General features: G+C 52.5%; 17 protein-coding genes. 13 read left to right on the top strand and 4 right to left on the bottom strand.

Annotation, left to right across the window (positions count from 1 at the left end; all coding sequences use genetic code 11):
* Positions 1–35: 35 nt before the first annotated feature.
* Positions 36–824 (top strand): endonuclease NucS, encoded by a 789-nt coding sequence (nucS, locus tag NWE93_06970; GenBank protein MCW3999963.1) that lies wholly within the window; start codon positions 36–38, stop codon positions 822–824.
* A gap of 85 nt (positions 825–909) precedes the next feature.
* Here nucS and NWE93_06965 read toward each other — a convergent pair whose 3' ends face one another.
* Together NWE93_06965 and NWE93_06960 are read right to left on the bottom strand one after the other, a co-directional pair.
* Entirely contained in the window at positions 910–2,244 is a 1,335-nt protein-coding gene (locus NWE93_06965) for a serine hydroxymethyltransferase (GenBank protein MCW3999962.1), read from the bottom strand.
* 213 nt (positions 2,245–2,457) lie between these two features.
* The gene (locus tag NWE93_06960) at positions 2,458–5,175 is read right to left on the bottom strand and encodes a cation-translocating P-type ATPase (protein ID MCW3999961.1); all 2,718 of its coding nucleotides are present in this window, start codon (positions 5,173–5,175) and stop codon (positions 2,458–2,460) included.
* Positions 5,176–5,346: 171 nt separating this feature from the next.
* Between NWE93_06960 and mvk the strand changes: the two genes are divergently transcribed.
* Complete coding sequence (gene mvk / locus NWE93_06955) at positions 5,347–6,285, top strand: mevalonate kinase (GenBank protein MCW3999960.1); 939 nt, start codon at positions 5,347–5,349, stop codon at positions 6,283–6,285.
* A gap of 316 nt (positions 6,286–6,601) precedes the next feature.
* On the opposite strand, the gene katG is transcribed toward mvk, so the two are convergent.
* The gene (gene katG / locus NWE93_06950) at positions 6,602–8,773 is read right to left on the bottom strand and encodes a catalase/peroxidase HPI (GenBank protein ID MCW3999959.1); all 2,172 of its coding nucleotides are present in this window, start codon (positions 8,771–8,773) and stop codon (positions 6,602–6,604) included.
* A 73-nt stretch (positions 8,774–8,846) separates the two neighbouring features.
* On the opposite strand from katG, the gene NWE93_06945 reads away from it, so the two are divergent.
* A complete protein-coding gene (locus NWE93_06945; GenBank protein MCW3999958.1) occupies positions 8,847–9,284 on the top strand; it encodes a transcriptional repressor in 438 nt (145 codons plus the stop codon).
* 20 nt (positions 9,285–9,304) lie between these two features.
* On the opposite strand, the gene NWE93_06940 is transcribed toward NWE93_06945, so the two are convergent.
* A complete protein-coding gene (locus tag NWE93_06940) occupies positions 9,305–12,454 on the bottom strand; it encodes a PQQ-binding-like beta-propeller repeat protein (GenBank protein ID MCW3999957.1) in 3,150 nt (1,049 codons plus the stop codon).
* Positions 12,455–12,584: 130 nt separating this feature from the next.
* On the opposite strand from NWE93_06940, the gene NWE93_06935 reads away from it, so the two are divergent.
* The 10 genes from NWE93_06935 (at position 12,585) to NWE93_06890 (ending at position 23,559) form a co-directional block, all read left to right on the top strand.
* Complete coding sequence (locus NWE93_06935) at positions 12,585–13,982, top strand: hypothetical protein (protein ID MCW3999956.1); 1,398 nt, start codon at positions 12,585–12,587, stop codon at positions 13,980–13,982.
* A gap of 69 nt (positions 13,983–14,051) precedes the next feature.
* Positions 14,052–15,371 (top strand): UbiD family decarboxylase, encoded by a 1,320-nt coding sequence (locus NWE93_06930; protein ID MCW3999955.1) that lies wholly within the window; start codon positions 14,052–14,054, stop codon positions 15,369–15,371.
* A gap of 5 nt (positions 15,372–15,376) precedes the next feature.
* A complete protein-coding gene (locus NWE93_06925; protein ID MCW3999954.1) occupies positions 15,377–16,573 on the top strand; it encodes an aconitase X catalytic domain-containing protein in 1,197 nt (398 codons plus the stop codon).
* The gene (locus NWE93_06920; protein MCW3999953.1) at positions 16,564–16,947 is read left to right on the top strand and encodes a DUF126 domain-containing protein; all 384 of its coding nucleotides are present in this window, start codon (positions 16,564–16,566) and stop codon (positions 16,945–16,947) included. The genes NWE93_06925 and NWE93_06920 overlap by 10 nt, the downstream gene beginning before the upstream one ends.
* Before the next feature lie 159 nt (positions 16,948–17,106).
* The gene (locus tag NWE93_06915) at positions 17,107–17,586 is read left to right on the top strand and encodes a hypothetical protein (GenBank protein MCW3999952.1); all 480 of its coding nucleotides are present in this window, start codon (positions 17,107–17,109) and stop codon (positions 17,584–17,586) included.
* On the top strand, positions 17,583–18,200 hold the full coding sequence (locus NWE93_06910; protein MCW3999951.1) for a hypothetical protein: 618 nt from the start codon (positions 17,583–17,585) through the stop codon (positions 18,198–18,200). Before NWE93_06915 ends, NWE93_06910 begins: the two co-directional genes overlap by 4 nt.
* Positions 18,201–18,820: 620 nt before the next feature.
* The gene (locus NWE93_06905; GenBank protein ID MCW3999950.1) at positions 18,821–19,621 is read left to right on the top strand and encodes an isopentenyl phosphate kinase; all 801 of its coding nucleotides are present in this window, start codon (positions 18,821–18,823) and stop codon (positions 19,619–19,621) included.
* Between the two features lie 4 nt (positions 19,622–19,625).
* The gene (gene fni, locus NWE93_06900) at positions 19,626–20,723 is read left to right on the top strand and encodes a type 2 isopentenyl-diphosphate Delta-isomerase (GenBank protein ID MCW3999949.1); all 1,098 of its coding nucleotides are present in this window, start codon (positions 19,626–19,628) and stop codon (positions 20,721–20,723) included.
* A gap of 1 nt (position 20,724) precedes the next feature.
* Entirely contained in the window at positions 20,725–21,795 is a 1,071-nt protein-coding gene (locus NWE93_06895) for a polyprenyl synthetase family protein (GenBank protein MCW3999948.1), read from the top strand.
* Positions 21,796–21,810: 15 nt separating this feature from the next.
* On the top strand, positions 21,811–23,559 hold the full coding sequence (locus NWE93_06890) for a glutamate--tRNA ligase (GenBank protein ID MCW3999947.1): 1,749 nt from the start codon (positions 21,811–21,813) through the stop codon (positions 23,557–23,559).

Raw genomic sequence — 23,559 nt, 5'->3', positions numbered from 1 at the left:
CCTGATGCCACCTAAAATACGTTAGCTGAAAAAGTATGCAGGCGCCAAACAGCAACAGCAAAATCTCTGTGCTCAAAGAACCCACTTTAGCGGAAGCCGCAATCCTCATCGAGAAAGCCTTTGCGCAGCGCCGAACACTCCTCGTCGCAGGCAACTGCCATGTGCACTACAATGGCCGGGCAAGCTCGACGCTGGAGTATGGTGAACGCCTGCTTTTCGTCAAGTCTGATGGTGCGGTTCTGGTGCATCGCCCAGTCGGCTATGAACCTGTGAATTGGCAGCCTGCAGGCAGCGTCTTCCACGTTGAAGTTAAAGACGACAAACTCGAGGTCCATGGTGTACGCACAAAGCCCCGGGAGAACCTGCGGGTAATCTTCTCTTCTGTTCTGATGGTTTCCTCGTTGGCGCTGGCGGATTCCGGGGCGTTTCTGCTCCATGCCAGCGAAGATGACATGCACCGAGCCATACTGGTTAAACCGCAGCTTTTCGAGGAAGGTTTCAAGCCCATAAGCTGGGAAAAAAAGGTGCAGCCCGGCTTCGTTGACATATTCGGCGAGGACAAAGACGGCAACCTCGTCGTCATCGAAGTCAAGCGGCGCGTAGCCTCCAAAGACGCCGTGCTGCAGCTGGCAAAATACATTGAACCCATAAAATCCAAGGTGAATCGCCCCGTCCGCGCAGTGCTGGTTGCGCCTAGCCTAGGCAAGGACGTGCAGCGGCTTTTGGTTTCGATGGGGTTGGAGTTTAAGGCGCTGGATCCCAAGGACTGCGCTTTGGCGCTTAAGAAGGCGGAGACCTCAAAGTTAGAGTCGTTTTTCGGTTAGCGGCGGGTTCGGATAGGCTGATTCAGCAGGTACCCTGAGGTTATAGGGAAAACTTGGGCAATCAACCCAAAATAGGCAAGGAAAACTATGCTTTGACGTATCGGAGGGCTTCCTCGACGGTTTGGAAGCCATATTTGACGCCGCAGAACTCCGATTTGAGCGCCAGCACATCAACTTTTACCTGGGCGGGGGTCCGTTTGCCCTTGACGATGTCGAGCATCAAGTCGCAGAGGTGCTTAACGTCGCCTTCCCCGAAGCCACGTCGGGTGATGTCTTGGAAACCCACACGCAAGCCCGAGGGGTCCTCTTTGCTGGCTTGGTTATCGTAGGGCAGCAGGTTCTTGTTGATGATTATGTTGGCGTCTTCGAGGTCCTGAGCGATTTTGTTACCGCCGCCAAAGCTCCGCACGTCCAGCGCGATTTGGTGGCTGCGGGTGAAGCCTTTATGTTCAGCTATGACTTTGACGCCGTTCTCGTAGAGGTACTGCCCCGCGGTCTGGGCGTTGCGAACGATTTGTGAGGCGAGTTCTTTGCCGAAAAGCCGCATTTCAAGACACGCGATGCCTAAGGCGGGTAATCTGCCGAGGTGGGTGCTGGATGCCGTTAGCGGAAAGACTGCATGCTGGATTTTCCTAACCGCCTTCTCCTTGGAGGGGGTGTCGGGGTTGCCCATTATGACGCCACCCTGGGGGCCGGGGAAGGTTTTATGGGTTGAACTGGTGATGAAGTCTGCGCCTTCCCGCAGCGGGTCTTGGAATTGGCCGCCTGCAATCAAGCCCAAAACGTGGGCTGCGTCGTAGGCAACGTATGCGCCGACTTCGTCGCAGACCGCCCGGAGTTCCTTGATGGGGTGAGGGAAGAGGAAGAGACTGCCGCCGAAGGTGACGATGCCGGGTTTAGCAGCCCGTATGACATATGCGGATTTGTCTGGGTCAATGTTAAACTCGTTTATGTCATAGACGTGGTTGATGTTGTCTATGCCAAGGATGCTGCCCGCCAAACCAGTGTAGTCGTGGCTTATGTGTGCGCCACAGCTCAGAGGCGTAACGACCATCTTGTTGTTTTTGGATGCAAGTGATAAGCCTTTGAAGGTGGCTGTGTTGGCGTGGGTGCCAGATATTAATCGGACATCTGCCCATGAAGCGCCAAAGAGGCTTTTAACGGCGTCGCATGCGAGGTCCTCGATTTGGCTCATGTACTTTTGGCCCTGATAGTACCGCTTCTTGACATGGCCCTCGGCGTCGTTTTCGCCTTCCGCGTAGCGGGTTGCGAGGTCGTGGCTCATATCCAGCATCTGGCAGACCGCAGGGGACTTGATGCCCTCGCTTGCAATCATGTTTATGCATTCTTTGTCGCGGTACTGCTCATGCTTCTTGGAGGCTTTGATTAACTCGGTGACTATTTCAGGCACGTCTTTCATTGATTTCGCCACGTTAAGTATCAACGGAATTAGGCTTTGTTGTATTTAGCCGTTACTAAAGCCGAAGTTTGGTTCCATAGAATAAAGAAGGGGTGAATTCCAAGGGCAGGTTATCGTCCTTGGCTCCAACTGGCACACACTCTCACTGAACGCTAACCCTTCAGGCGCCCGATGGAACCCCGCCTAGACCTGCCCTTGTGGATTTGTCCTTTATCAGCTTGCAAGGGTGCTTAACGGGGCCGTATTATCCTCGAACTTTTCGTCTCTGCGGTGCATAATCCACTTTGTTAACTCTATGGTGAACAGCACCAACCCGGATAAACCAGCTATCAGCGCCACCTCATATATGCCGATTGGCGCTAAGCCGAAGCTTTCCCGCAGGAACGGTACATTAAGGATTAAGGCTATCAAACCGATTTCCCAGATGACCGTGCCCACCAGTAGCTTATGAGGCGGAGCCTTAGTTATGTTGTATTTAAGCGAGCGGCAGCTTAGAGCCAAGACCAGTTCAAAGAAAACCAGAACCAAGAACAGTCTGGTTCGGGCTATTTCTTCGCCCAGAGGCAGCGCGCTGGTAAAGACCCAGATTAGCAGCGGCACCTCTATGAGTATTGCCCGTAGCAGGAACACTTTGACGTCTTTGGTGAAGATGGTTTCTTTGGGGCTGCGTGGCGGACGCTTCATGATGTCTGGTTCAGGGGGACTTAGACCCAGCGCAATCGCGGGTAACCCGTCGGTGGCGAGGTTGATGTAGAGGATTTGCACCGGGATAAGCGGCAGCGGGAACCCGGCTAGAACCGCAAAGGATAGGATGATTATCTCAACTAGGTTTGCCTGAAGCAGGTATGTGAGGTATTTCTTTATGTTATCGTATGTCCAGCGTCCCATCTCAACCGCGTTAACTATAGTTGCAAAGTTATCATCTGCCAACACAAGGTCCGCGGATTCCTTGGTCACTTCGGTTCCTGTTATACCCATAGCTACGCCTATGTCGGCTTTCTTGAGTGCGGGGGCATCGTTGACGCCGTCGCCGGTCATCGCCACTATTTCGCCCAGCTTTTTCCATGCCTCAACGATTTTCAGTTTATGGAGCGGGGACACTCTGGCATAGACGGATACTTTGCGGACTTTTGCCTCTAATTCCTCCTGAGACATCCGCTCCAGTTCCTCGCCTGTGAGGACTTCGTCGCCTTCCCGGTAGATGCCGAGTTCCTTGGCGACTGCTAAGGCGGTGAGTTTGTGGTCGCCTGTAATCATGACGGGTTTAATCTTGATTTTGCGGCAAAGCTTCACTGCATCCATGACTTCTTTGCGTGGCGGATCCATCATGCCCACCAAGCCCAAGAATACCAATTCGCTTTCAGATGTTTCCTCTTTGAAGTGTGATGGGTCTGCGGCTTTTTCTTTGTAGGCTATACCCAGGACGCGGAGTCCGTCGGATGCCATTTTCTCGTTTTGTTTAAGAATTTCTTTAAGTTGGTTCTCTGTAAGCGACTCGGTTTTGTTGCCTCTGCAGATGGCTGTGCAGTAGCGTAGAATGATTTCTGGGGCGCCCTTCATGAAGATTGTTTTTTGGTCTTCGCTCTCTTGGGCATGGATGGTGGTCATGCGTTTTCTGTCGGAGGAGAAGGGAAATTCGTTGATTCGCTGGTAGGCGCTGCGGAGTTCCTGATGTTTGATGCCTGCTTTAAGGGTGGCTACGACAAGCGCGCCTTCAGTGGGGTCGCCTTTAACCACCCATTTGTTGTCTTCTAAAACTACTTCCGCATCGTTACATAACGCGGCGCCCTTCATTAATAGCGAGAAGCATTTGCTTTCAAGCGCTTTTTGGTCAGCTTCTATTTTGCCCTGCGGTGAATAGCCAACCCCTGACACATCAAACGTCTGGCCATCCGCGTAGATTTTGCGTACGGTCATTTCTCCCTTGGTTAAGGTGCCTGTTTTGTCTGTGCAGATAACTGTTGTTGACCCCAAAGTTTCCACCGCAGGCATCTTGCGGACCAACGCGTTCTTTTTAGCCATCTTGTACATGCCCACAGCTAAGCTGCCTGTGACAATCGCGGGCAACGCCTCAGGCACCGCGGCGACTGCAAGGGCTATGCCGAAGAGGAACATCTCAAGCAGGTCAAGACCCCGTAGAACCCCAAGGATTATAACGCTGATGCTGACGATTAGGGCAGCGGCGCCTAGCCATTTGCCGATTTCTTTGGTGCGTTTCTCCAGCGGCGTCTCCTTCTTCTCAACAGAGGCAACTTGCCCGGCTATTTTGCCGAATTCCGTATTCATCCCGGAGGCAACAACTAGGGCTTTGCCTTTGCCGCAGGTCACTTCTGTTCCGGAGAACACCATGTTTTTCTTATCCAGTATAGCGGCGTTCTCGGCGACGGCTTGCAGTTCTTTCCCAACGGGGATGGATTCGCCTGTCAGTGGCGCCTCGTTGACGTGGAGGTTGTTGATTTCTATTAGGCGGGCGTCTGCTGCGACTTTTTCGCCTTCTTTGAGGGCTAAGATGTCGCCGGGTACAATGTCCTTGGCGGGCACCTGTAGTTCATGCCCATCCCGTATGACGGATGCGATCGGCACCAGCATTCTGGTTAACGCTTCAAGAGCTCTCTCCGCACGGTACTCCTGAACAAAACCCAGCGCCGAAGAAATAACCACGATGATAAGGATTATTGCGGCGTCGAATTGGTGACCGGTAGCGAAAGAGACCAGCGCCGCCGCGATGAGGATTAAGATGAGGACGCTTTTGAATTGGGCAAGGAAGATTTTGATGGGCGAGGTTTTTTTGGCTGTAATCAGCTGGTTGGGACCATACTTCTGTAGCCGCTTTGCTGCTTCAGTGGAAGTTAACCCTGTTTTGCTTGATTCAAGTTTAGTTAACGCGTCTTTTGCTTCGAGCGCATGCCAGGACTCTTCAGTAACCGCCAAGGTGCATCCCCCCTAACTGCGGGGTTTCGGATTATAAATCTGCCTTGTCAAAACCGAAAATTCCTCTATCAAGGCAGCATTTTTTCCGCGTCAGTGCAGGCATAGGCTTGGGGAAGCCGAAGAATGTTTTTTATTTAGGCTAGCGTTAGCTTCCAGTTAGGTGTTACATGTATGGGTACAGGTTCCGGTTACGGAAAAGTCATCCTCTTTGGCGAACACTTCGTCGTGCACGGCATCCCCGGCGTAGTCTCAGCTATCGACTCCTCAACAGATGCCGAAGTCAAAAAAGCAGCTAAACTGGTCATTAAAGACGAGCGGAAAACCGCTAAGGGCTACAGCGAAGAGAAGCGGCTCCAGCAAATCGAATCCATCGAACGCATGCTGGCAGCCATGAATTTAGACCCCAAGATGCCCTTTGACATCTGGATAGGGGGGTCACTGCCGGGCTTCAGCGGCCTGGGCGCTTCTGCAGCATCCAGCGTCGCCATCGCACGCGCCATCAGCCAAGAACTCAACCTTAACCTCTCCAACGAAAAAATCAACGCCGTCGCCTACGAAGGCGAAAAAGCCTACGCGGGCAACCCCAGCGGCATCGACAACACCGCAGCCACCTACGGCGGCTTAATGTGGTTCAAGAAAAACCCCGCCGGCGGACAAGACCTAGTCGACAAAATCCACATAAAGCGCCCAATCGAAATCGTCATTGGCAGCACCGGCAAAGTCGCCAATACCAAAGCCATGGTTGAAGGCGTTGCTGAGCGCAGAAAGAAAGACCCTAAAAAATATGATCCGCTCTTTAAGCAGGCAGAAAGCTTAGCAGTCGCGGGACGCAAAGCCCTTGAATTGGGCGACCTAAAAAAAGTCGGTGACCTCATGAACGAAAACCACCGTATCCTTCAGGAAATCGGCGTTTCCAGCAAAGAACTCGACCTCCTCGTTGATATGGCGCGCAAGCAGGGTGCATTCGGCGCAAAGCTGACGGGCGGCGGAGGCGGCGGCTGCATGGTAGCTTTGACCGGCGGCAAAGAAGTGGCAGGCAAAATCGTGGGCGCGTTTAAGGGTGCAGGCTACGAGTACCTGATGACGCGGATAGGCGTCGGAACCTACTAAGAAGCACAGGGTTTTTATCCCCAATCGTTTCTTTTTTGTTTTTTAGGGTTAGTGCCGATTTTAAGAGCCGATAAACTGAGCTTTGGCATCAGTGAAGACAAGAAACCTGTGCAAGCCGTGCCAAGAAAGCGGGACTTGCAGGGCAAAGTTGCGTCGGCATTCAAACCGCAGGCTAGGAGTTCATAGCCACAAAAATCGGCGTAGTTATCTCCCGAGTAAAAAATGGGTTTTTAGCCCAAACCTGCTTTTTGTTTTCGCGCTAATGTTGACTTAGCGTTTAGTCGTGGTCAGTTTGTGCATTACCGCAGCCGCCAGATTAGGACCATGCGAGGTCGAAGCGGTCAAGGTTCATAATTTTGGTCCAGGTCGCAACGAAATCCTGCAGGAACTTCTCCTTGGAGTCCTCGCATGCATAGACTTCAGCTAGAGCCCGAAGCTGCGAGTTCGAACCAAAAACAAGGTCCACGCGGGTAGCTGTCCACTTGAGTTCGCCTGTTCTGCGGTCACGCCCCTCAAACAAGTTTTCGTCTTCCATGGTTGCCTTCCACACCGTGTCCATATCGAGCAGATTAACAAAGAAGTCATTGGTGAGCTCCTCGGGCCGCTTCGTAAAGACACCATGCTGAGACCGCTCAAAGTTGGCATTTAAGACACGCATGCCGCCCAATAGGACCGTCATCTCCGGGGCGGTCAGCGTCAACAGCTGTGCGCGGTCAACCAGCATTTCCTCGGTTGAAACGGCGTATTTGGTTTTTTGGTAGTTGCGGAATCCGTCTGCGGCTGGTTCAAGAACAGCAAAGGAACTCACGTCTGTTTGCTCCTGCAAGGCATCGGTGCGTCCTGCCTTAAATGGAACCGATATCTTGCTGCCTGCTTTCTGTGCAGCCTGCTCGACACCTACGCATCCGCCTAAAACAACCAAGTCAGCAAGCGAAACCCGTTTTCCACCGCTCTGGGCACTGTTGAACTCGGTTTGGATTCTTTCAAGAGTTCCCAGCACCTTCATTAGTTGAGTCGGCTGGTTAACTTCCCAGTCTTTCTGCGGCGCAAGACGGATACGTGCCCCGTTTGCTCCTCCCCGCTTATCGGAGCCTCGGAAGGTAGATGCTGACGCCCAAGCAGTTGAAACCAACTCTGGAATCGACAGGCCTGAAACGGATATTTTGGCTTTGAGGTCGGCGATGTCTTTCTCCTCTATTAACTCGTAGTTTCTTGCAGGGATGGGGTCTTGCCAGATCAGTTCCTCGTTTGGGACTTCGGGGCCGAGGTAGCGTGTGCGTGGTCCCATGTCGCGGTGGGTCAGCTTAAACCATGCCCTTGCGAATGCATCTGCGAATTCTTCAGGGTTCTCGTAGAAGCGCTTTGCGATTTGGCGGTAAATCGGATCCATCTTCAACGACATGTCCGCTGTGGTCATGATGGTGGTAACCCGCTTTGATGGGTTATGGGCAGCCGGCGCCAGATCCTTTGTATCGGGATTAACGGGGACCCATTGCCAGGCGCCAGCGGGGCTCTTCACTAAATCATAATCGTAGTCAAACAGCATATGGAAGTATTCCATGCCCCACTGGGTAGGATGGGGGGTCCATGCGCCTTCGATGCCGCTGGTGATGGTGTCATCTCCTAGGCCGCTGCCAAAGCTGCTCTTCCAGCCAAGACCCTGCTCCTCGATGCCCGCGCCCTCGGGCTGAGGCCCCAAATGGGATGCGCTGCCAGCGCCGTGGCATTTACCGAATGTATGTCCGCCGGCGACGAGCGCAACGGTTTCCTCGTCATTCATCCCCATGCGGGCGAAGGTTTCTCGTACATCGCGTCCGGAAGCGACTGCGCTGGGTTGACCGTTAGGTCCTTCAGGGTTCACATAAATCAAGCCCATCTGCACGGCGGCAAGGGGGTTTTCAAGGTCTCTATCGCCACTGTAGCGTTTGTCGCCCAGCCACTGCTTCTCGGCTCCCCAGTAAACCTCTTCAGGTTCATAAACGTCTTTGCGGCCGCCTCCGAAACCAAAGGTTTTCAGCCCCATCGACTCCATTGCAACGTTGCCTGCGAGAATCATCAGGTCGGCCCAGGAGATTTTGCTGCCGTATTTCTGTTTGATGGGCCAAAGCAGCCGGCGTGCCTTGTCGAGGTTGCAGTTGTCGGGCCAACTGTTGATGGGTGGGAAACGTTGCTGGGCTGAGCCGGCGCCTCCGCGGCCGTCGCCTTTGCGGTAGGTGCCTGCGCTGTGCCATGCCATCCGTATGAAGAGTCCGCCGTAGTGTCCGTAATCGGCTGGCCACCAGTCTTTTGAGTCCGTCATTAATGCTTGGAGGTCTTTTTTTATGGCTTGCAGGTCAAGTTTTTTGAATTCTTCAGCATAGTTGAATTCCTTTTCCATTGGGTTGGATAGGGGGGAGTGCTGGTGTAAAATGGTGAGGTTTAATTGGTTTGGCCACCAGTCCCGGTTTGAGGTGCCCTTTTGGCTGGTGTCTTCTTTTTTATTAGTCATTTCAGAAAATCTCCTACGGTAATGATTTTGTAGCGAAGCCTATTTAAGAATTGTTATTATCTAATAATTAGTTATGACTAAGCACCTTAAAACAGAAGCCTCCGCCATCGAAGCACTACGAAACAAAGGATACAAAGCCACCCCACAACGAATAGCAATCTGCCGAATTGCACTAAACAGCAGAGCCCACCCATCCGCCCAGCAAATATACGGTGAAGTAAAGAAAATCCATCCGACCGTAAGCCTGGCAACCGTATACAAAACCCTGGAGGTGCTCAGGGACCTTGATTTGCTTCAGGAAATCAATTTTCCCTCTGGACAGGCAAGATTTGATTCCTACATGACCCCCCACATAAACTTGGTATGCCTCAGATGCGGCGGCATCACCGACCTAAACGATACCACAGTCGAGGAGATAACAAAGAAGGTAACTGCAGCCACAAAATTCAAGCCAACTGGGCAACGCATGGATGTGTATGGGATCTGCCAAAAATGCAATAACACAAACTAAAGGGCCTTTTTAGCCCACGCTTACTTTTTTGTTTTCCATTTCAAGGCCACCGCAGTGACCACGCCGGCAACGAGGATGCATATCACCGCCAAAATGGCTATCTCGAGTAAACCTAAACCCTCAAAAAACGCGTCTTGAGAACCATGCAAAGGCGTAGCTGTGGGCGTAACTGCCCCAAACACGATTTCGATTTGGTGCGTGCTGAAATGTGTTTGGGCCCAAACGTAAAAGTTCAAGTCATCCATAACGAAGCCTTGGTTTTGGGCTGGCACGCCATCGATATATAATGTTGGCGCCCCATCGGTGGATAATGCGTTTTTTGGGATTGTAAGGTTAACAAATCCCGTGCTTCCGGTTTGCCCCGTTATGGTAAATGCCACTGTGGATGTGGCTTGATCGGTTGTGATGGTGACGTTTGATATTTGGTTGCCTGTTATGTTTCCTGTGATTGACAATTCGATTTGTGTGCCTTGATTGGTTGTGGCTGTGATGGTGCTTGAGGCGTTGGGTGTATGGGTTGGCTTGGGGGTGATGGCGGCTGTGGGCTGGGGAGTTGGGTTACTTGAAGTTGCGGCTGCTGGGTTAGCGGTTGGTGCTGGGGTGGGAGTTGCGGTTGGAGTCGGCGTGGGTGTGGGGGTTGGCTGCGGCGATAAGAGATCGGGTGTTCCAATTGCGTAGATTGTTCCGCTTCTTGTTCCCACATAAATTACTCCTCTGGCTATGGCAACCGGAACTCGGATGCCGCCTTCGGTTGCATAATGTAAACTCTTTTTTCCAGTGAGGGCATCTATCGCCCAGATCTTGCTGTCGCCTGAGCTAGCATAAATAATGTTGCCTACAATGGCGGGAGAGCCATTTGAAGAAACATCACAGCGCCATATTTCGTCGCCAGTGGTTGCATTGAGCGCATAGATGAAATCTTTTGCTGCAATGAAGAGGATACCGTTAGAGATAATTGGGGATGAGAAACCAGAACCCAAAGTTCCAATAGAATGATTCCAAATTTTACTGCCACTTGCACAATCAATTGCAAAAACGTTCCCATAGTAACTGGAAGTATAAACCACTCCGTTAATAACCACTGGTGAAGCAGCGCAACCGTCATACGGGTAGAGGTCGCTAACATTAAATTTCCAGACGAGCGAGCCATCCTTAGTGTTTAAGGCATAAAAATAGTTGTCCTCGCTTCCCACATATACGATACCGTCTAAAACCACAGGTGAAGAATAGACATAGTCACCGGTGGTAAACTTCCACATTCGCATGCCATCAGAAGTTCTAAACGCAAACATAGCGCTTTCTGAGGTCCCCTGTTCAACAAAAGAACCTATGAAAACAAGCCCTCCGTACACTGCAGGTGAGGAATCAAAAAGCACCCTATCTTCAGTCTGCCAGATTTTTTCTCCTGTGTAAGCATCAAGCGCAAAGAGCCCATGCTCGCTGCCAATGTAAACGACGCCATCCACAACTGAAGGAGAAGAAAGCGTTCCCAAACCGGGCAAACTATATTTCCAGTAGCATTGTCCCGTGTAAGCGTCAAATGCATAGACATACCCGTTTTCGGATGCGGTGTAGACTATGCCTTCGACGACTGCAGCGGAGGAAGCCACCTGATTAGCTATTTCGCCCCTGTCAACTTTGTAAGTCCACAAGGTACTGTTGCTTGTTGGAACAAAATTGTCTGGGGTGCCTGTGTGCTGGGGGTCATGCATAAACATCGGCCACGAAGTCGTTGGGGAACCGACCACTGTAAAGTTAGCGTACGCAGTAAGGTGTGCGTTGTCAGTTACTGAAATCTGGAAGGTTCCCGGTTCAGTAGAGGGGTCAATTTGGAATTTGCCTGAGAAGTGCCCCAGTGCATCCACTGTTGAATTTGTAAGCGTTATGGGTTGACCGCCGAAAGTCGCTGTAACCATCGAATTAGAGGTAAAACCGGCGCCAGAGATAGAGACCGCTGTGTTTGCCAAGTTGACTTTTGGAGATAAGGCTATGGAGGATTGGTTTGCTTTTCCGAAGGCGTAGAGGTAGCAGTCGCCGCCCCTCACATAGAGCACGCCATCAGCCACGGCTGGCGCCGAGTTTATGTTGGTGTTACTGGGTGCATATGTCCAGATGAGTGCGCCAGTTTTTGCGTTTAACGCATGGATTCCTGCGCTGTTGCATGCGTAGAGTACCCCGCCTGCTAGGGCAAAGGATGAATCCCATATCGAGCTAGGATAATTCCATATTTTAGCTCCGGTAGTAGCGTTGAGGGCTAAAACTCCCTTGGGTGAAGAGCCCACGTAGACAATGCCCCCCGCCACTGTTGGTGCGGAACCAGGACTTGAACCCGTTTCGTAGGTCCAGATGGTTGCGCCGGTTGTTGCGTTTAGGGCAAAAAAGGTGCTGCCGCCGCATCCGACATATACGATGCCGCCTGCGATTGCAGGTGAATTGTTAGTAGAGCTCAGGTATATTTCGTGTGTCCACTTAAGCGTTCCGTTTCGGGCATCTAAGGCGCAGGCATATCCTGTGTCGCTGATGTAAACAGTGCCGTCTACCACGATAGGTGAACCGTCTCCGCCGCTGGGGATAACACTTTGCCAGACTGTGATGCCGTTCGTTGCGTTTTTGGCTATAACTGAGCTGTTTCCCGAGCATATGTAATACAAGCCGTTGACGACGGCGGGGGATGCGCTGCTATACACTCTGGTGGTGTTCCAGATGACTTCGCCGGTGGATGCATTCAACGCATAGTCGCGTCCTTCCCAAACACCCACATAGACCACGCCCTTGACTACGGCGGGGGAAGAAACGGTGAAGCTGCCCAGTGTTTGGCTCCAGAGAAGGTCTCCGCTTGTGCTGTTCAGCGCGTAGAAGTGTCCATCGTCGGAGCCTATGTAGAGCACGCCGCCTACAACTGCGGGGGACGAATCGATTATCCAGGCGTCGGCTCCATCGGGCATGGTGTTGAATTGCCATAACAAGTCATGCGTAATAGGTGCTATGTCGTCAGGTGAGGCTGTGTGAGCGGCGTTGTAGAGGAACATTGGCCAATCGCTGCTTGACGTGTCGGGGCTTGCAGGCTCTGCAGAAAAGTTTGCTCTGGCAAAATTAGGCAGGATTATTGCTGCGGCGGCCGATGAAAGGAGAAGCGATGCCGCAAGTAAGAAAACAAGGGCTTTTTTCAAGTTACCACTGCTCCAGGATATGAGCGGAAAATTTGCAAATAAAAGCTTTTTCGTCAAGAAACCTTGACTAAGCTACGCCAAGAAAGCTGGACAAAAAAGGATATTATATGCCGCCCCTTAAGAGCAAACGATGGATCTCACAAGCAAAAGCTTAGCGTTTCTGCTACTGGTTTTAGCATTGGCGTCGGCAAACGCATTCGTCACCGTTGACGCAGCCACCACTTCCTCGCCGCCGGGCAGCGTAGTCTGGAGCAACACCTTCGGGGGCGCTGGGGACGAGTGGGCTTTCTCGGTTATTGAAACCAGCGACGGCGGCTACGCCTTGGCGGGCTACACTAACTCTTCAGGCGAGGGCAACGCTGATGCTTGGCTGATTAAAACGGATGAGTCGGGTAACCGACTGTGGGCTAAAACTTATGGTGGAGCGGGGGATGATTGGGCTTCATGTATAGTTGAGGCCTCCGATGGGGGATACGTGATGGCTGGCTCCACGAATGCTTCAGGCAACAAAGGCTATGATTTCTGGCTGATAAAAACCGATTCCGATGGCAAGCAGCTGTGGAGCAGAACCTTCGGGGGAACCCATAATGATTACGCCTCCTGTGTGGTCCTAACCCTCGACGGCGGATACGCCATAGCGGGCATAACTAACTCGTTTGGCGACGGAGGATACTCGCTGGCGGGTTTCAGGGACGTTTTCATCGTTGGAAACGCCGATGTTTGGCTGGTAAAGACGGATGCGTCGGGTAAGCAGCAGTGGAACCGAACCTACGGCGGTGCCAACGACGACGGCGCCTTCTCCTTGGCTGCGGCAGACGATGGCGGATACGTGTTGGCAGGCAACACCTACTCGTTTAGCGGAGGCAACAACACCGATTTTTGGCTGCTCAAAACCGACGCCCTAGGCAACATGCTGTGGAACCGGACCTTTGGCGGCGCTAAAGATGACTTCGGCTACTGTGTGCTTCAGACCAGCGAGGGCGGTTATGCCTTTGCGGGGATCACCAACTCGTCGGGCTGCGGCTACGAGGATGTGTGGCTGATAAAAACGGATGATTCGGGAAATTTGCTGTGGAATCGAACCTACGGAGGAGCCCTAAACGATGAGTCATACTGCGCCATACAGACCCCGGATGGCGGCTACGCGTTGGCGGGTTCAACGTATGCCTTCGGCGCGGGCTACTGGGATGCCTGGCTAATCAAAACGGATACGGAAGGCAATGTGCTTTGGCGGCAAACCTACGGCGGAGTAGGCGACGACCAGGCGGTGTCGGCGGTTTTGACCTCGGACGGTAGCTTTGTCATGTCCGGTTCCACCACCACGTTTGGAGATGGCGCCTGGGATGCGTGGCTGCTTAAGGTTTCCAGCGTCAAAGTTAACGGTGACACGCAAACTCCCCGCTTAACCGAGGAGCCTTCCGCGCCCTCGCCGCTTGTGGGTCTATTTCCGGTTTGCCTTGGAGCCGCGGGGGTTTCAGTTGTCGTTGCCGTGTTATGCGTGGCTGTTTACTTCAGAAAGCGCCCCTGATTTGCCCTGGGTTTTCTTCCAAAAGCTATAAACGCAGACTCCGCCATCTTCCCTTTTAGGCGAACCAATTTGACCCTAAGAGGCTCCATAGAAGAACTCCGGAAAACCAAGGAATTAACCACAATCACAGTGCCCGTCTCAGTTGAATATGAGATGGCGGGCATCATCGCCGCAAACGGCGAAAAACCAGTCATGTTCCAAAACGTTAAGGAATCCGCTGTGCCCGTCGTGGCGGGGCTGGTGTCCTCTAAAGAGCTGATTTGCCGCAGCATGGGCATCCCCAAGGCGCAGCTGCTTCCCAAACTGCTCTCGGCAATCGAGAACCCCGTTGCGCCCCAACTTGTATCAGAGGCGCCCTGTCAGGAAATCGTCGAGTCAGATGCAGATGTGGACTTAACCAAGCTACCCATCATGCAGTACACCGAGGCAGACGGCGGCAAATACATCGCCTCAGCCGTATCCATCATCAAAGACCCCCAGACCGGCGCCCGCAACATGTGCTTCCATCGGCTTATGCTTAAAGACAGAAACCACTTCGTTGCCCGCATCGTGGAGAACCGCGGCACTGACACGGCGCTTAAGAAGGCAGGCGGAGAACTCGAAATCGCCATATGCCTCGGCAACTCGACGGCGGTGCTGCTTGCGGCGGCTACAACTTTGCCGATGGGCGTGGATGAGCTGGCGATGGCTAATGCACTCGAGAAAACCGATGTGGTGAAATGCAAAACCATCAACTTAGAGGTGCCCGCGGACAGCGAATTCGTTTTTGAGGGCAAAATCACCCGGGAGAAAGCCACCGAGGGACCATTCCTCGATTTAACCGGCATCGTGGACCGCACCCGCCAGCAGCCAATCCTGGAAATCAAATGCGTCACCCACCGCAAAAACCCCATCTACCAAACCATCCTTGCCGGCAGAAACGAGCACAAGTTCCTCATGGGCATGCCCAAGGAACCCACCATCTACAAGGAAGTCAGCAAGGTCTGCCAATGCAAAGACGTCTACATTACACCCGGCGGCTGCAGCTGGCTCCACGCAGTTGTACAAATCAAGAAGCAAAACCCCGACGATGGCCGAAAAGCTATTGAAGCCACCTTCAAGGGACATGGCTCACTCAAGCACTGCGTAATCGTTGACGAGGACATTAACATCTATGACCCCCACGACGTGGAGTGGGCAATTGCCACCCGCTTCCAAGCCGACAAAAACGCCGTTATCCTCAGCAACCAGCCTGGCAGCAGCCTCGACCCCTCAGGCGACCTATCCGAGGGCAAAAAAGCCACCACCGCCAAAGCAGGCCTCGACGCCACGATTCCCCAGTCCACCACGGGCAAGGGCTTTGCAAAAGCAGACTACATCAAAGTTGACTTAAACAAGTACCTTAAGTGATAAGTATGGAATTAACCAGACAAGAGCAAGCGATGCTGGATGGCAAAGAAGGCTACGCCGTCCGCAAAAGCATGGAAATCCTTGTTGCGCTCGGAGAAATCTTCAGCGCCAAAACCCTAATCGACGTCGGCTCTGTGCAGGTCGCGGGAGTAAGCTACCACAACCTCGGCGACGCAGGCCTCGAATTCCTCAACTCACTGGCAGCAGACGGCAAAGTCAAGGTGCTGACCACCCTCAACCCCGCAGGCATGGACCTGGAGAACTGGCAGCAACTCGGCATCAGCCCCGACTTCGCCGACAAACAAAACCAAGTCATCGACGCCTTTGAACGCATGGGCATCCTGGTCAGCTGCACCTGCACACCCTACCTCATCGGCAACCTACCGCTCTACGGCGAACACATCGCATGGTCCGAGAGCAGCGCAGTCACCTTCGCCAACTCCGTTCTGGGCGCACGCACCAACCGGGAAGGCGGCCCCTCCGCGTTGGCAGCGGCCTTCGTGGGGAAAACCCCCTGCTACGGCCTGCACCTCGACGAGAACCGCGTCCCCGACGTCCATGTCGAAGTCAACGCAGCCCTCACCAGGCTCTCGGATTGGGGCGCTCTCGGCTACGCCATCGGCAAGAAGGCGGAGAACAAAATCCCCTACATCACAGGCATAAAAACCGCGGGTCTAGATGACCTTAAAAGCTTCGGCGCCTCGCTGGTGACTTATGGGGCTAAACCGCTTTTCTACATGAAAGGCATCACCCCCGGCTACCAAGCCCAAACCCAACCTAAAGATACAGTAACAATCACGGAAAGCGATCTCAAAGCCGCCTACGACCACATCAACGACGACGTATCCGACATAGACTTTGTCTGCGTCGGTTGTCCGCATTGCAGCATAAAAGAAATCCAGGAAATCGCGGAGTTGCTGCGGGGCAAAAAGGTGGCGTCTGGCACGGAACTTTGGGTTGCAACGGCGCGGACCACCAAGCAGCTTTCCGATAAACGCGGCTACACGGCGGTCATTGAGGCGGCGGGCGGCAAATTTGCCTGTGACACTTGCATGGCGGTGGCGCCGCTTAAGGGCAGGTTTAAGGCGTTGGCGACGACGTCTGCGAAGGGCTGCTTCTATAGCCGCCAGAACCTGATGAAAACCAAGATGGGAAGCATGAAACAATGCGTTGATGCAGCGGTGAGTGGAAAATGGAATTGAAAGGCAGAATAATCTACAAAGGCAAAGCCGAGGGAGAAGCCCTCGTTACCTCCATGCCGATTAGCTTCTACGGCGGCGTGGATCCCAACAGCGGCGAAGTCATCGAGAAAGGCCATGAACTGCAGGGACAAAGCATCAAGGGCAAGGTGCTGGTGTTCCCGCAGGGCAAAGGCTCCACGGTGGGCAGCTACACGCTGTATCGACTCAAAAAGAACGGCGCCGCCCCCGCAGCCATGATTAACCGAGAAACAGAAACCATCGTTGCAGTCGGAGCCATCATCAGCGAAATCCCATTCGTAGACAAGTTAGATATCGGCAAGATAAAGACGGGCAGCAAAGTCAGCGTTGAGAGCGATACTGTAACAGTCCACTAAATTGCTGTGGGCTGCGTTGCCGCTTTTTTGCCTTTAAATTTTTATCGTTTTTTATGAATTTTTTTTGGAATGATTTGATTTTTTAAAATTTCTTGGCTAGCCGGTTGATTGCGTTAACCTTAAATATGTAAACTTACACATGTTTACATTGATCCTCAGATGACCCCAAACGCCCTAACAGCACCCCTAACCCAGCAACAAAAAACAATCTGGAAACTCCTCAGCCAAGGCCTCAGCGTCTCCACCATAGCCAACAAACTAAAAACCACCCGGCAATACGTCAACCAAACCCGCCTAACCACCGAAGCCAAACTCTCCAGCGCCCTCATAGGCATCGCACAAGCCAACGACCTCCAAATAACAGCCCTCCACCCAAACCAGGGCATACTGCTAGGCTACCACCCCGCACTCAACCGAAAAGCCATCGTCACCTACAGCACCAACTACGGCATAAAAGTCTGGTACTGGAACGACCATCCTGAAGAAGTAAAAAACAAGGAATTCCTCAAACAAACCCAAAAGTACCTTTTGGATTTAGCAGCGGAAAGGGGTATAGAGGTAGAAAACAGCCAGGCCCTCCATCCTGCAGAGCTGGCTGATTTAGTCTTCTGTAAACTTGTTCCGGAGCTAAAGAAATGAAAACGAAAATTAAAGATGTTTTCCGTGGTTGGCTACCTCAGCAGCCGAGCAATTTCCAAAGACTAAGACAGCATTCAACCCCCATAGTTATTGGGCTGGCAGTTACGGCTCTTACGGTTTCGCTTTTTCTGGTTTCAACCAATTTCATCGCGGGATATACAAGCGTAAACCCCCCGCCGATTGCGCCAGTTGCCAATGACACAGTATCTCAGTCAACTATTGCGCCTCAAGCTACAACAGAACCGCAGAACAATACGCTCCTCACAAAAGAAGAAGCACTTGCCATAGCGGTGCCTATCATAGAGCAGTATGCCAAAGATAATAACCGAATTATTACCAATATCACCATTTCAGATAGCATAAAAATGTTGACTGATTTTAGCGGTTTACGGGGCGGCGCTAGTTTTGATCAGATCATCTCCTGGGAAGCTTCGCCGTCTGACATGCGCAGTTTTCCGGCATGGACAGTGGTTGCGTCTTTTCAATGGGAAAACCCTAGCACCAACATTGGGAGCAAAGATCTCACTGCTCAATCATGGATTTATGGTTTTGATGTATCTATTTGGGCAGATACTGGTCAAATTGCTTCTTCAGGACCAAATGGAATAATTTGAAAAGGTTGAAGACAAGAACTCAGAATTTAATTAAGGGCTGGCTTCAAAAAACAGCCAATTGCTTTCCAGCAAAATTTGAAATGGCTGTATAGTAGAGGCATGCCTTTTTTAAAATTCTCACAAGGAAGGTTGTTAAGGTTAAATGGCAAATTCTCTGAATATCCCAAATTACACAGCCATATTCGCAAAGAGAGAACAGTTTTTCTCTACCTATATGGAAGGAAAAGGTGGAGCAGCCAAGTTTTTGCGTTATGACCCTATTTTTTTGTTCTGTCCGTGGCAAGTTGCACAACCTGCCTGGAATGCGCCTTAGCGCCCTTTTCTGATTTAGGTTGCTTTGCACAGTCCGCGGGTTGTTGTTGTGTCAAGAGGGGTCCCCCACAGCAACAACTAAAGAAAAACAGTTAGCGCCAGATTCTCAGTCTGCTATATATAGAGGGGGGGTAGAGCTGGCAGAGCACAACAGACCCTCTGTCTGGGCAAGGCGGGTTTTGTGCATAACGCAACTTACGCCTCCACAGTTAAAACCCTCAGCGGCGTTTCCCTCTCCTTGGGCAGGCAGAACAACTGCAACGTTAAATTAGCAGAACAGAGATAGACTTAGTCAGGTAAGATTTGCGATGAACGATGCAAACCCAATCATACTTAAACTCGGCGGTTCAGCCATAACTGACAAAGCAGTAGAGGCAACACCCCGAACCGACATCATCAACCGCCTAGCCGAGGAAATCAAGCGAGCAGACCTAGATAACCTCATCGTCGTCCACGGCGGCGGAAGCTTCGGGCACCCCACAGCCGAACGCTACGCCCTAAAAGACGGCTACAAAGAGGATCCAACCCAGAAACTCGGCTTCGCCGAAACTCACCATATGATGACGGTGCTCAACGGCTTAGTCATGGACTCCCTTATCCTGCATGAGGTCCCAGCCATCAGCGTCGCGCCCTCCGGCTGCTTCATGACAGAAAACGGCAGAATCAAATTCTTCGACCAAACCGTCCTCAACGGCATGGCAAAAATGGGCTTCACCCCCGTGCTCTACGGCGACGTGGTGCTCGACGAGAAAATGGGCTTCACCGTGCTCAGCGGCGACCAACTTGTCGCCTATTTGGCAATCAAGTATAAGGCACGCAAAATCGTGCTCGGCGTCGACACAGACGGATTATTCGACGGCGACCCCAAAGCCAACCCCGATGCCAAGCCCTTCAAGAAGCTGAACCTCAAAGAACTCAAAGAGATCCAGCCTAAACTTGGTAAAGCAGCAGGCACCGACGTAACCGGCGGCATGGCAGGCAAAATCGCTGAGCTTATCCCTGCGGTTGAAGCAGGAATCCACGTTACCATCACCGGCGCCACCAAGGGGTTATCTATCTACAGAGCCTTAACCGATCAGAGTATTATGGGCACTGAAATAGAGAAGTAGCAAAATGGCACAGGAAACTGGCAAACGCAAAAACGAGCATATCCGCATCTGTCTAGATGAGAAAGCGCAAGCCCGAAGCGTCACCGCAGGGTTCGAGGATATCCAGCTGGTTCACCGCGCATTGCCAGAGACCGATAAAGCCAAAATTAACCTGCAAACCACCTTTTTAGGCAAACAATTCTCTGCCCCCATCATCGTGGGCGCCATGACCGGCGGAACCTCGCTGGCAACCTCGATTAACGAATCCATCGCGGAAGCCGTCGAGAAACTCGGCTTAGGCATGGGGTTAGGCAGCCAAAGAGCCGCCATAGAAGACCCCGCTCTTGAGGCAACCTACCGCATCGCACGCGAAAAAGCGCCCCATGCATTCTTAGTCGCTAACGTCGGAGGCGTCCAGCTTGTCCACGGCTACGGCGTCAAAGAAGTCAAACGCATAGTCGAAATGATTGACGCCGACGCAGTCGCCATCCACCTAAACGCGCTTCAGGAAGCCATTCAGCCTGAGGGACAAACCAACTTCAAAGGGGTCCTGTCAAAAATCGCCGAAGTCGCCGCAGCCATCGAGCAACCAGTCATCGTTAAAGAAACCGGCGCAGGCATCTGCGCGGAAGACGCCAAGGCATTGGAGGCTGCAGGCGTGAAAGCCATCGATGTCGGCGGAGTCGGCGGAACCAGCTTTGCCGCAGTCGAATATTACCGTGCATCGCAAAATGAGGTGCAGCAGTGCCTAGGCGAGGCACTTTGGGATTGGGGCATACCCACCGCAGCCAGCTTAATTGAAGCCGCTCACACCGTCAAGCTGCCCTTGATTGCGTCAGGCGGCGTACGCAGCGGCCTAGACATCGCCAAAGCCCTTGCGCTGGATGCAGACTTAGCGGGTATCGTGCAGCCTATCCTTGAAGCCGCAGTGAAGGGCACAGAGGCAACGGAAAAGAAACTCAGCTGCCTGATTGAGGAGCTACGCAACGTCATGTTCCTCACCGGCGCAGAAACTATCTCGGATTTATCCGCTAGCCCCATAGTGGTTACAGGCAAGACCGCGCAGTGGCTAACTGCACGCGGCTTCAGCCTCCAAAAATACGCCAAAAGAGGCACACATTAACATGGATATCGAACGTTTTCTGGAAGAAACCGCCCCCAAAATTGACGCAGCCATCGAAAAGTACCTTCCAAGAGCCTTCAGCAAGGACGCAGTGCTCTTCCAAGTTACTCCTCCAATGTACAGCTACAACCTTGAACCCCTCAACAAAGCCATAGCTGACCCCATCTGGGACATGCTGAATCGAGGCGGCAAACGGTGGCGCCCCGCGCTTTTCTTGCTTATCTGCGAGGCACTGGGCAAGAAAGCCGACTACTGCCTTGACTTCGCCATAATCCCCGAAGTCATCCACAACGGCACGCTAGTCATAGACGACATCGAGGATTCCTCGGAGGTGCGCCGCGGCAAACCCTGCAGCTACAAAATCTACGGCAGCGACATAGCAATCAACGTGGGAAACGCCATGTATTACCTGCCGCTTTTGCCCCTCATGACTAACCGCGAGGTGCTCTCCGCGCAGGTGCAGCGGGATGTTTACGAGATTTATGTGCAGGAAATGATTAACCTCAGCATGGGGCAAGCCATGGATATTGCCTGGCACCGCGGCATAGCTAACGCTGACGCGTTAAGTGAGCAGGATTACTTGCAGATGTGTGCCTACAAAACCGGCACGCTGGCAAGGATGTCAGCCAAGATTGCTGCTGTGCTGGCGGGTGGGGAACCCCGGCTTGTTGAGAAACTGGGCCGATTCGCTGAATCCATAGGCGTTGCTTTCCAGATGCAGGATGACATTCTTGATTTAACCGGCGAAGAGTTCGCTAAGGGCAAAGGCTGCGTCGGCGGCGACATAAGCGAGGGCAAACGTTCGCTTCTAGTCATCTATACCCTCCAGAAAGCCACTGACCAAGATAGGATGCGGCTGCTTGAGATCCTGGGAATGCACACCTGCGAGCAGAAGCTACGCGAAGAAGCCATCGCAATCATAGCTAAGTACGGCGCGTTTGGATACGTTAAAGCCTTAGCGGAACGGATGGTTCTTGAAAGCTGGAGCGAAGCAGATTCCTTGTTGCCTACGCCGCAGGCTAAGGAAAAATTAAAAGCGTTCGCTGATTTCTTGATAAAGCGCAACAGGTAACGCGAGCGTATTACTTTGGCACTACAAGAAGATAACGAATTAAGGCAACTTATCCGCAAAGCCGCCTTGCTTAACGCGGTTTCTCATGACGGCAAAGCCCAAGCGGGCGCGATGGTCGGTAAGGTTCTGGGCGAAAGAGCCGATTTGAGAAGCCAAGTTAAGGAGCTCTCAGCAGTCATAAACGCGGTAGTTTCGGAAGTTAACAGTTTATCTCTCTCTGAGCAGAAAGCGATTGTGGAGCAGAATTGGCCGGAAACCCAAAAGAAACATGAAGCCGAAGAGAAAAAGCTGGCGCCGCTGCCCAACGCCGACAAATACAAGCAGATCACCACGCGCTTCTCGCCTAACCCGGATTGTGTGCTGCATCTGGGCTCAGCCCGCGCCATCGTATTAAGCCACGAGTACGCCCGCATGTACAACGGCAAATTTATCCTACGCTTCGAGGACACTGACCCTAAAACCAAAAAGCCGCAGCTTCAATTCTACGAGAGCATCCGACAGGACCTCAAATGGCTAGGCTGCAAATGGGATGAAGAATACATCCAGAGTGACCGCCTCGAAATCTACTATGAGATTGTTGGAAAACTAATCGGGGATGGTAACGCCTACGTATGCGAATGCACACCTGAAGAGTTCCGCAATAAAACGATAGCTAAACAAGCCTGCCCCTGCCGAGGCATATCACCCGCTGAACAGATGGAGCGTTGGCGCAAGATGCTTGGCGGCGGCTACCAGGAGGGTCAAGCGGTGGTCCGCGTTAAAACCGAGCTGGATCATCCGAACCCTGCCATCCGCGACTGGCCCGCATTGCGTATCATCGACACCAAGAAGTATCCGCATCCCCGCGTCGGCAGCAAATACTTCCTTTGGCCACTCTATAACCTCGCCGCAGGTATCGACGATCACCTGATGGGCATGACCCATATTATCCGCGGTAAAGAACACTACACTAACATGGTCCGCCAGAAATACATGTACCAGCACCTCGGCTGGAGCTACCCCGAAGCCATCCACTACGGGAGACTCAAAATCACCGGCGCCGCTCTTTCTAAATCCAAGATTGTGGCGGGCATCAAGGATGGCGATTACGCGGATTTCGATGATCCCCGGCTGGGTACTTTTCAGGCGCTGCGCAAACGTGGAATCACCCCTGAAGCCATCAAGAAAGTCATTGTCGATGTAGGCGTGAAACCTAACGATGTCACGTTAAGCTGGGAGACGCTTAACAGCTACAACCGCAAAATCCTCGATGCAAAAAGCAGCCGATACTTCTTTGTAGCTTCCCCCGTTGAGCTCAAAGTGACGGGTGTACCTAAATCCTTTGATGTGAAGCTGCCGCTGCATCCTGAGCAGCCCACGCGGGGCGTCAGGGAATACACAGTGACGCCAAGCAGCGATGGCACTGTGAGCCTGTGGATAGCCCAGAGCGATGCGCAAGCCATGCAGGTTGATCAGACCCTGCGGCTTATGGAGCTCTTCAACCTTAAAGTTACCTCAAAAACCGCCGATACAGTAAACGCCGTTTACCTGAGCGAATCCTACGATGATGTCCGAAAAAGCAAAGCGCAGCTTATCCAGTGGATTGCACAGGGCGAGGTGTACCCTGCAGAGGTGGTTCAGCAAGATGCCTCAGTAACAGGGGGCTACGCGGAGGTTGCCTGCAAAAAGTTAAAGCCAGACGACATCATACAGTTTGAGCGGTACGGCTTTGTGCGGGTAGACAAAGTCGGCAGTAAACTAGTCGTTTACTATGCCCAGAAATAG

The sequence above is a fragment of the Candidatus Bathyarchaeota archaeon genome (assembly GCA_026014735.1).
Taxonomy (GTDB): domain Archaea; phylum Thermoproteota; class Bathyarchaeia; order Bathyarchaeales; family Bathycorpusculaceae; genus Bathycorpusculum.
The sequence above is the reverse complement of the archived record's forward strand: the minus strand, read 5'-3'. Positions and strand labels throughout refer to the sequence as shown.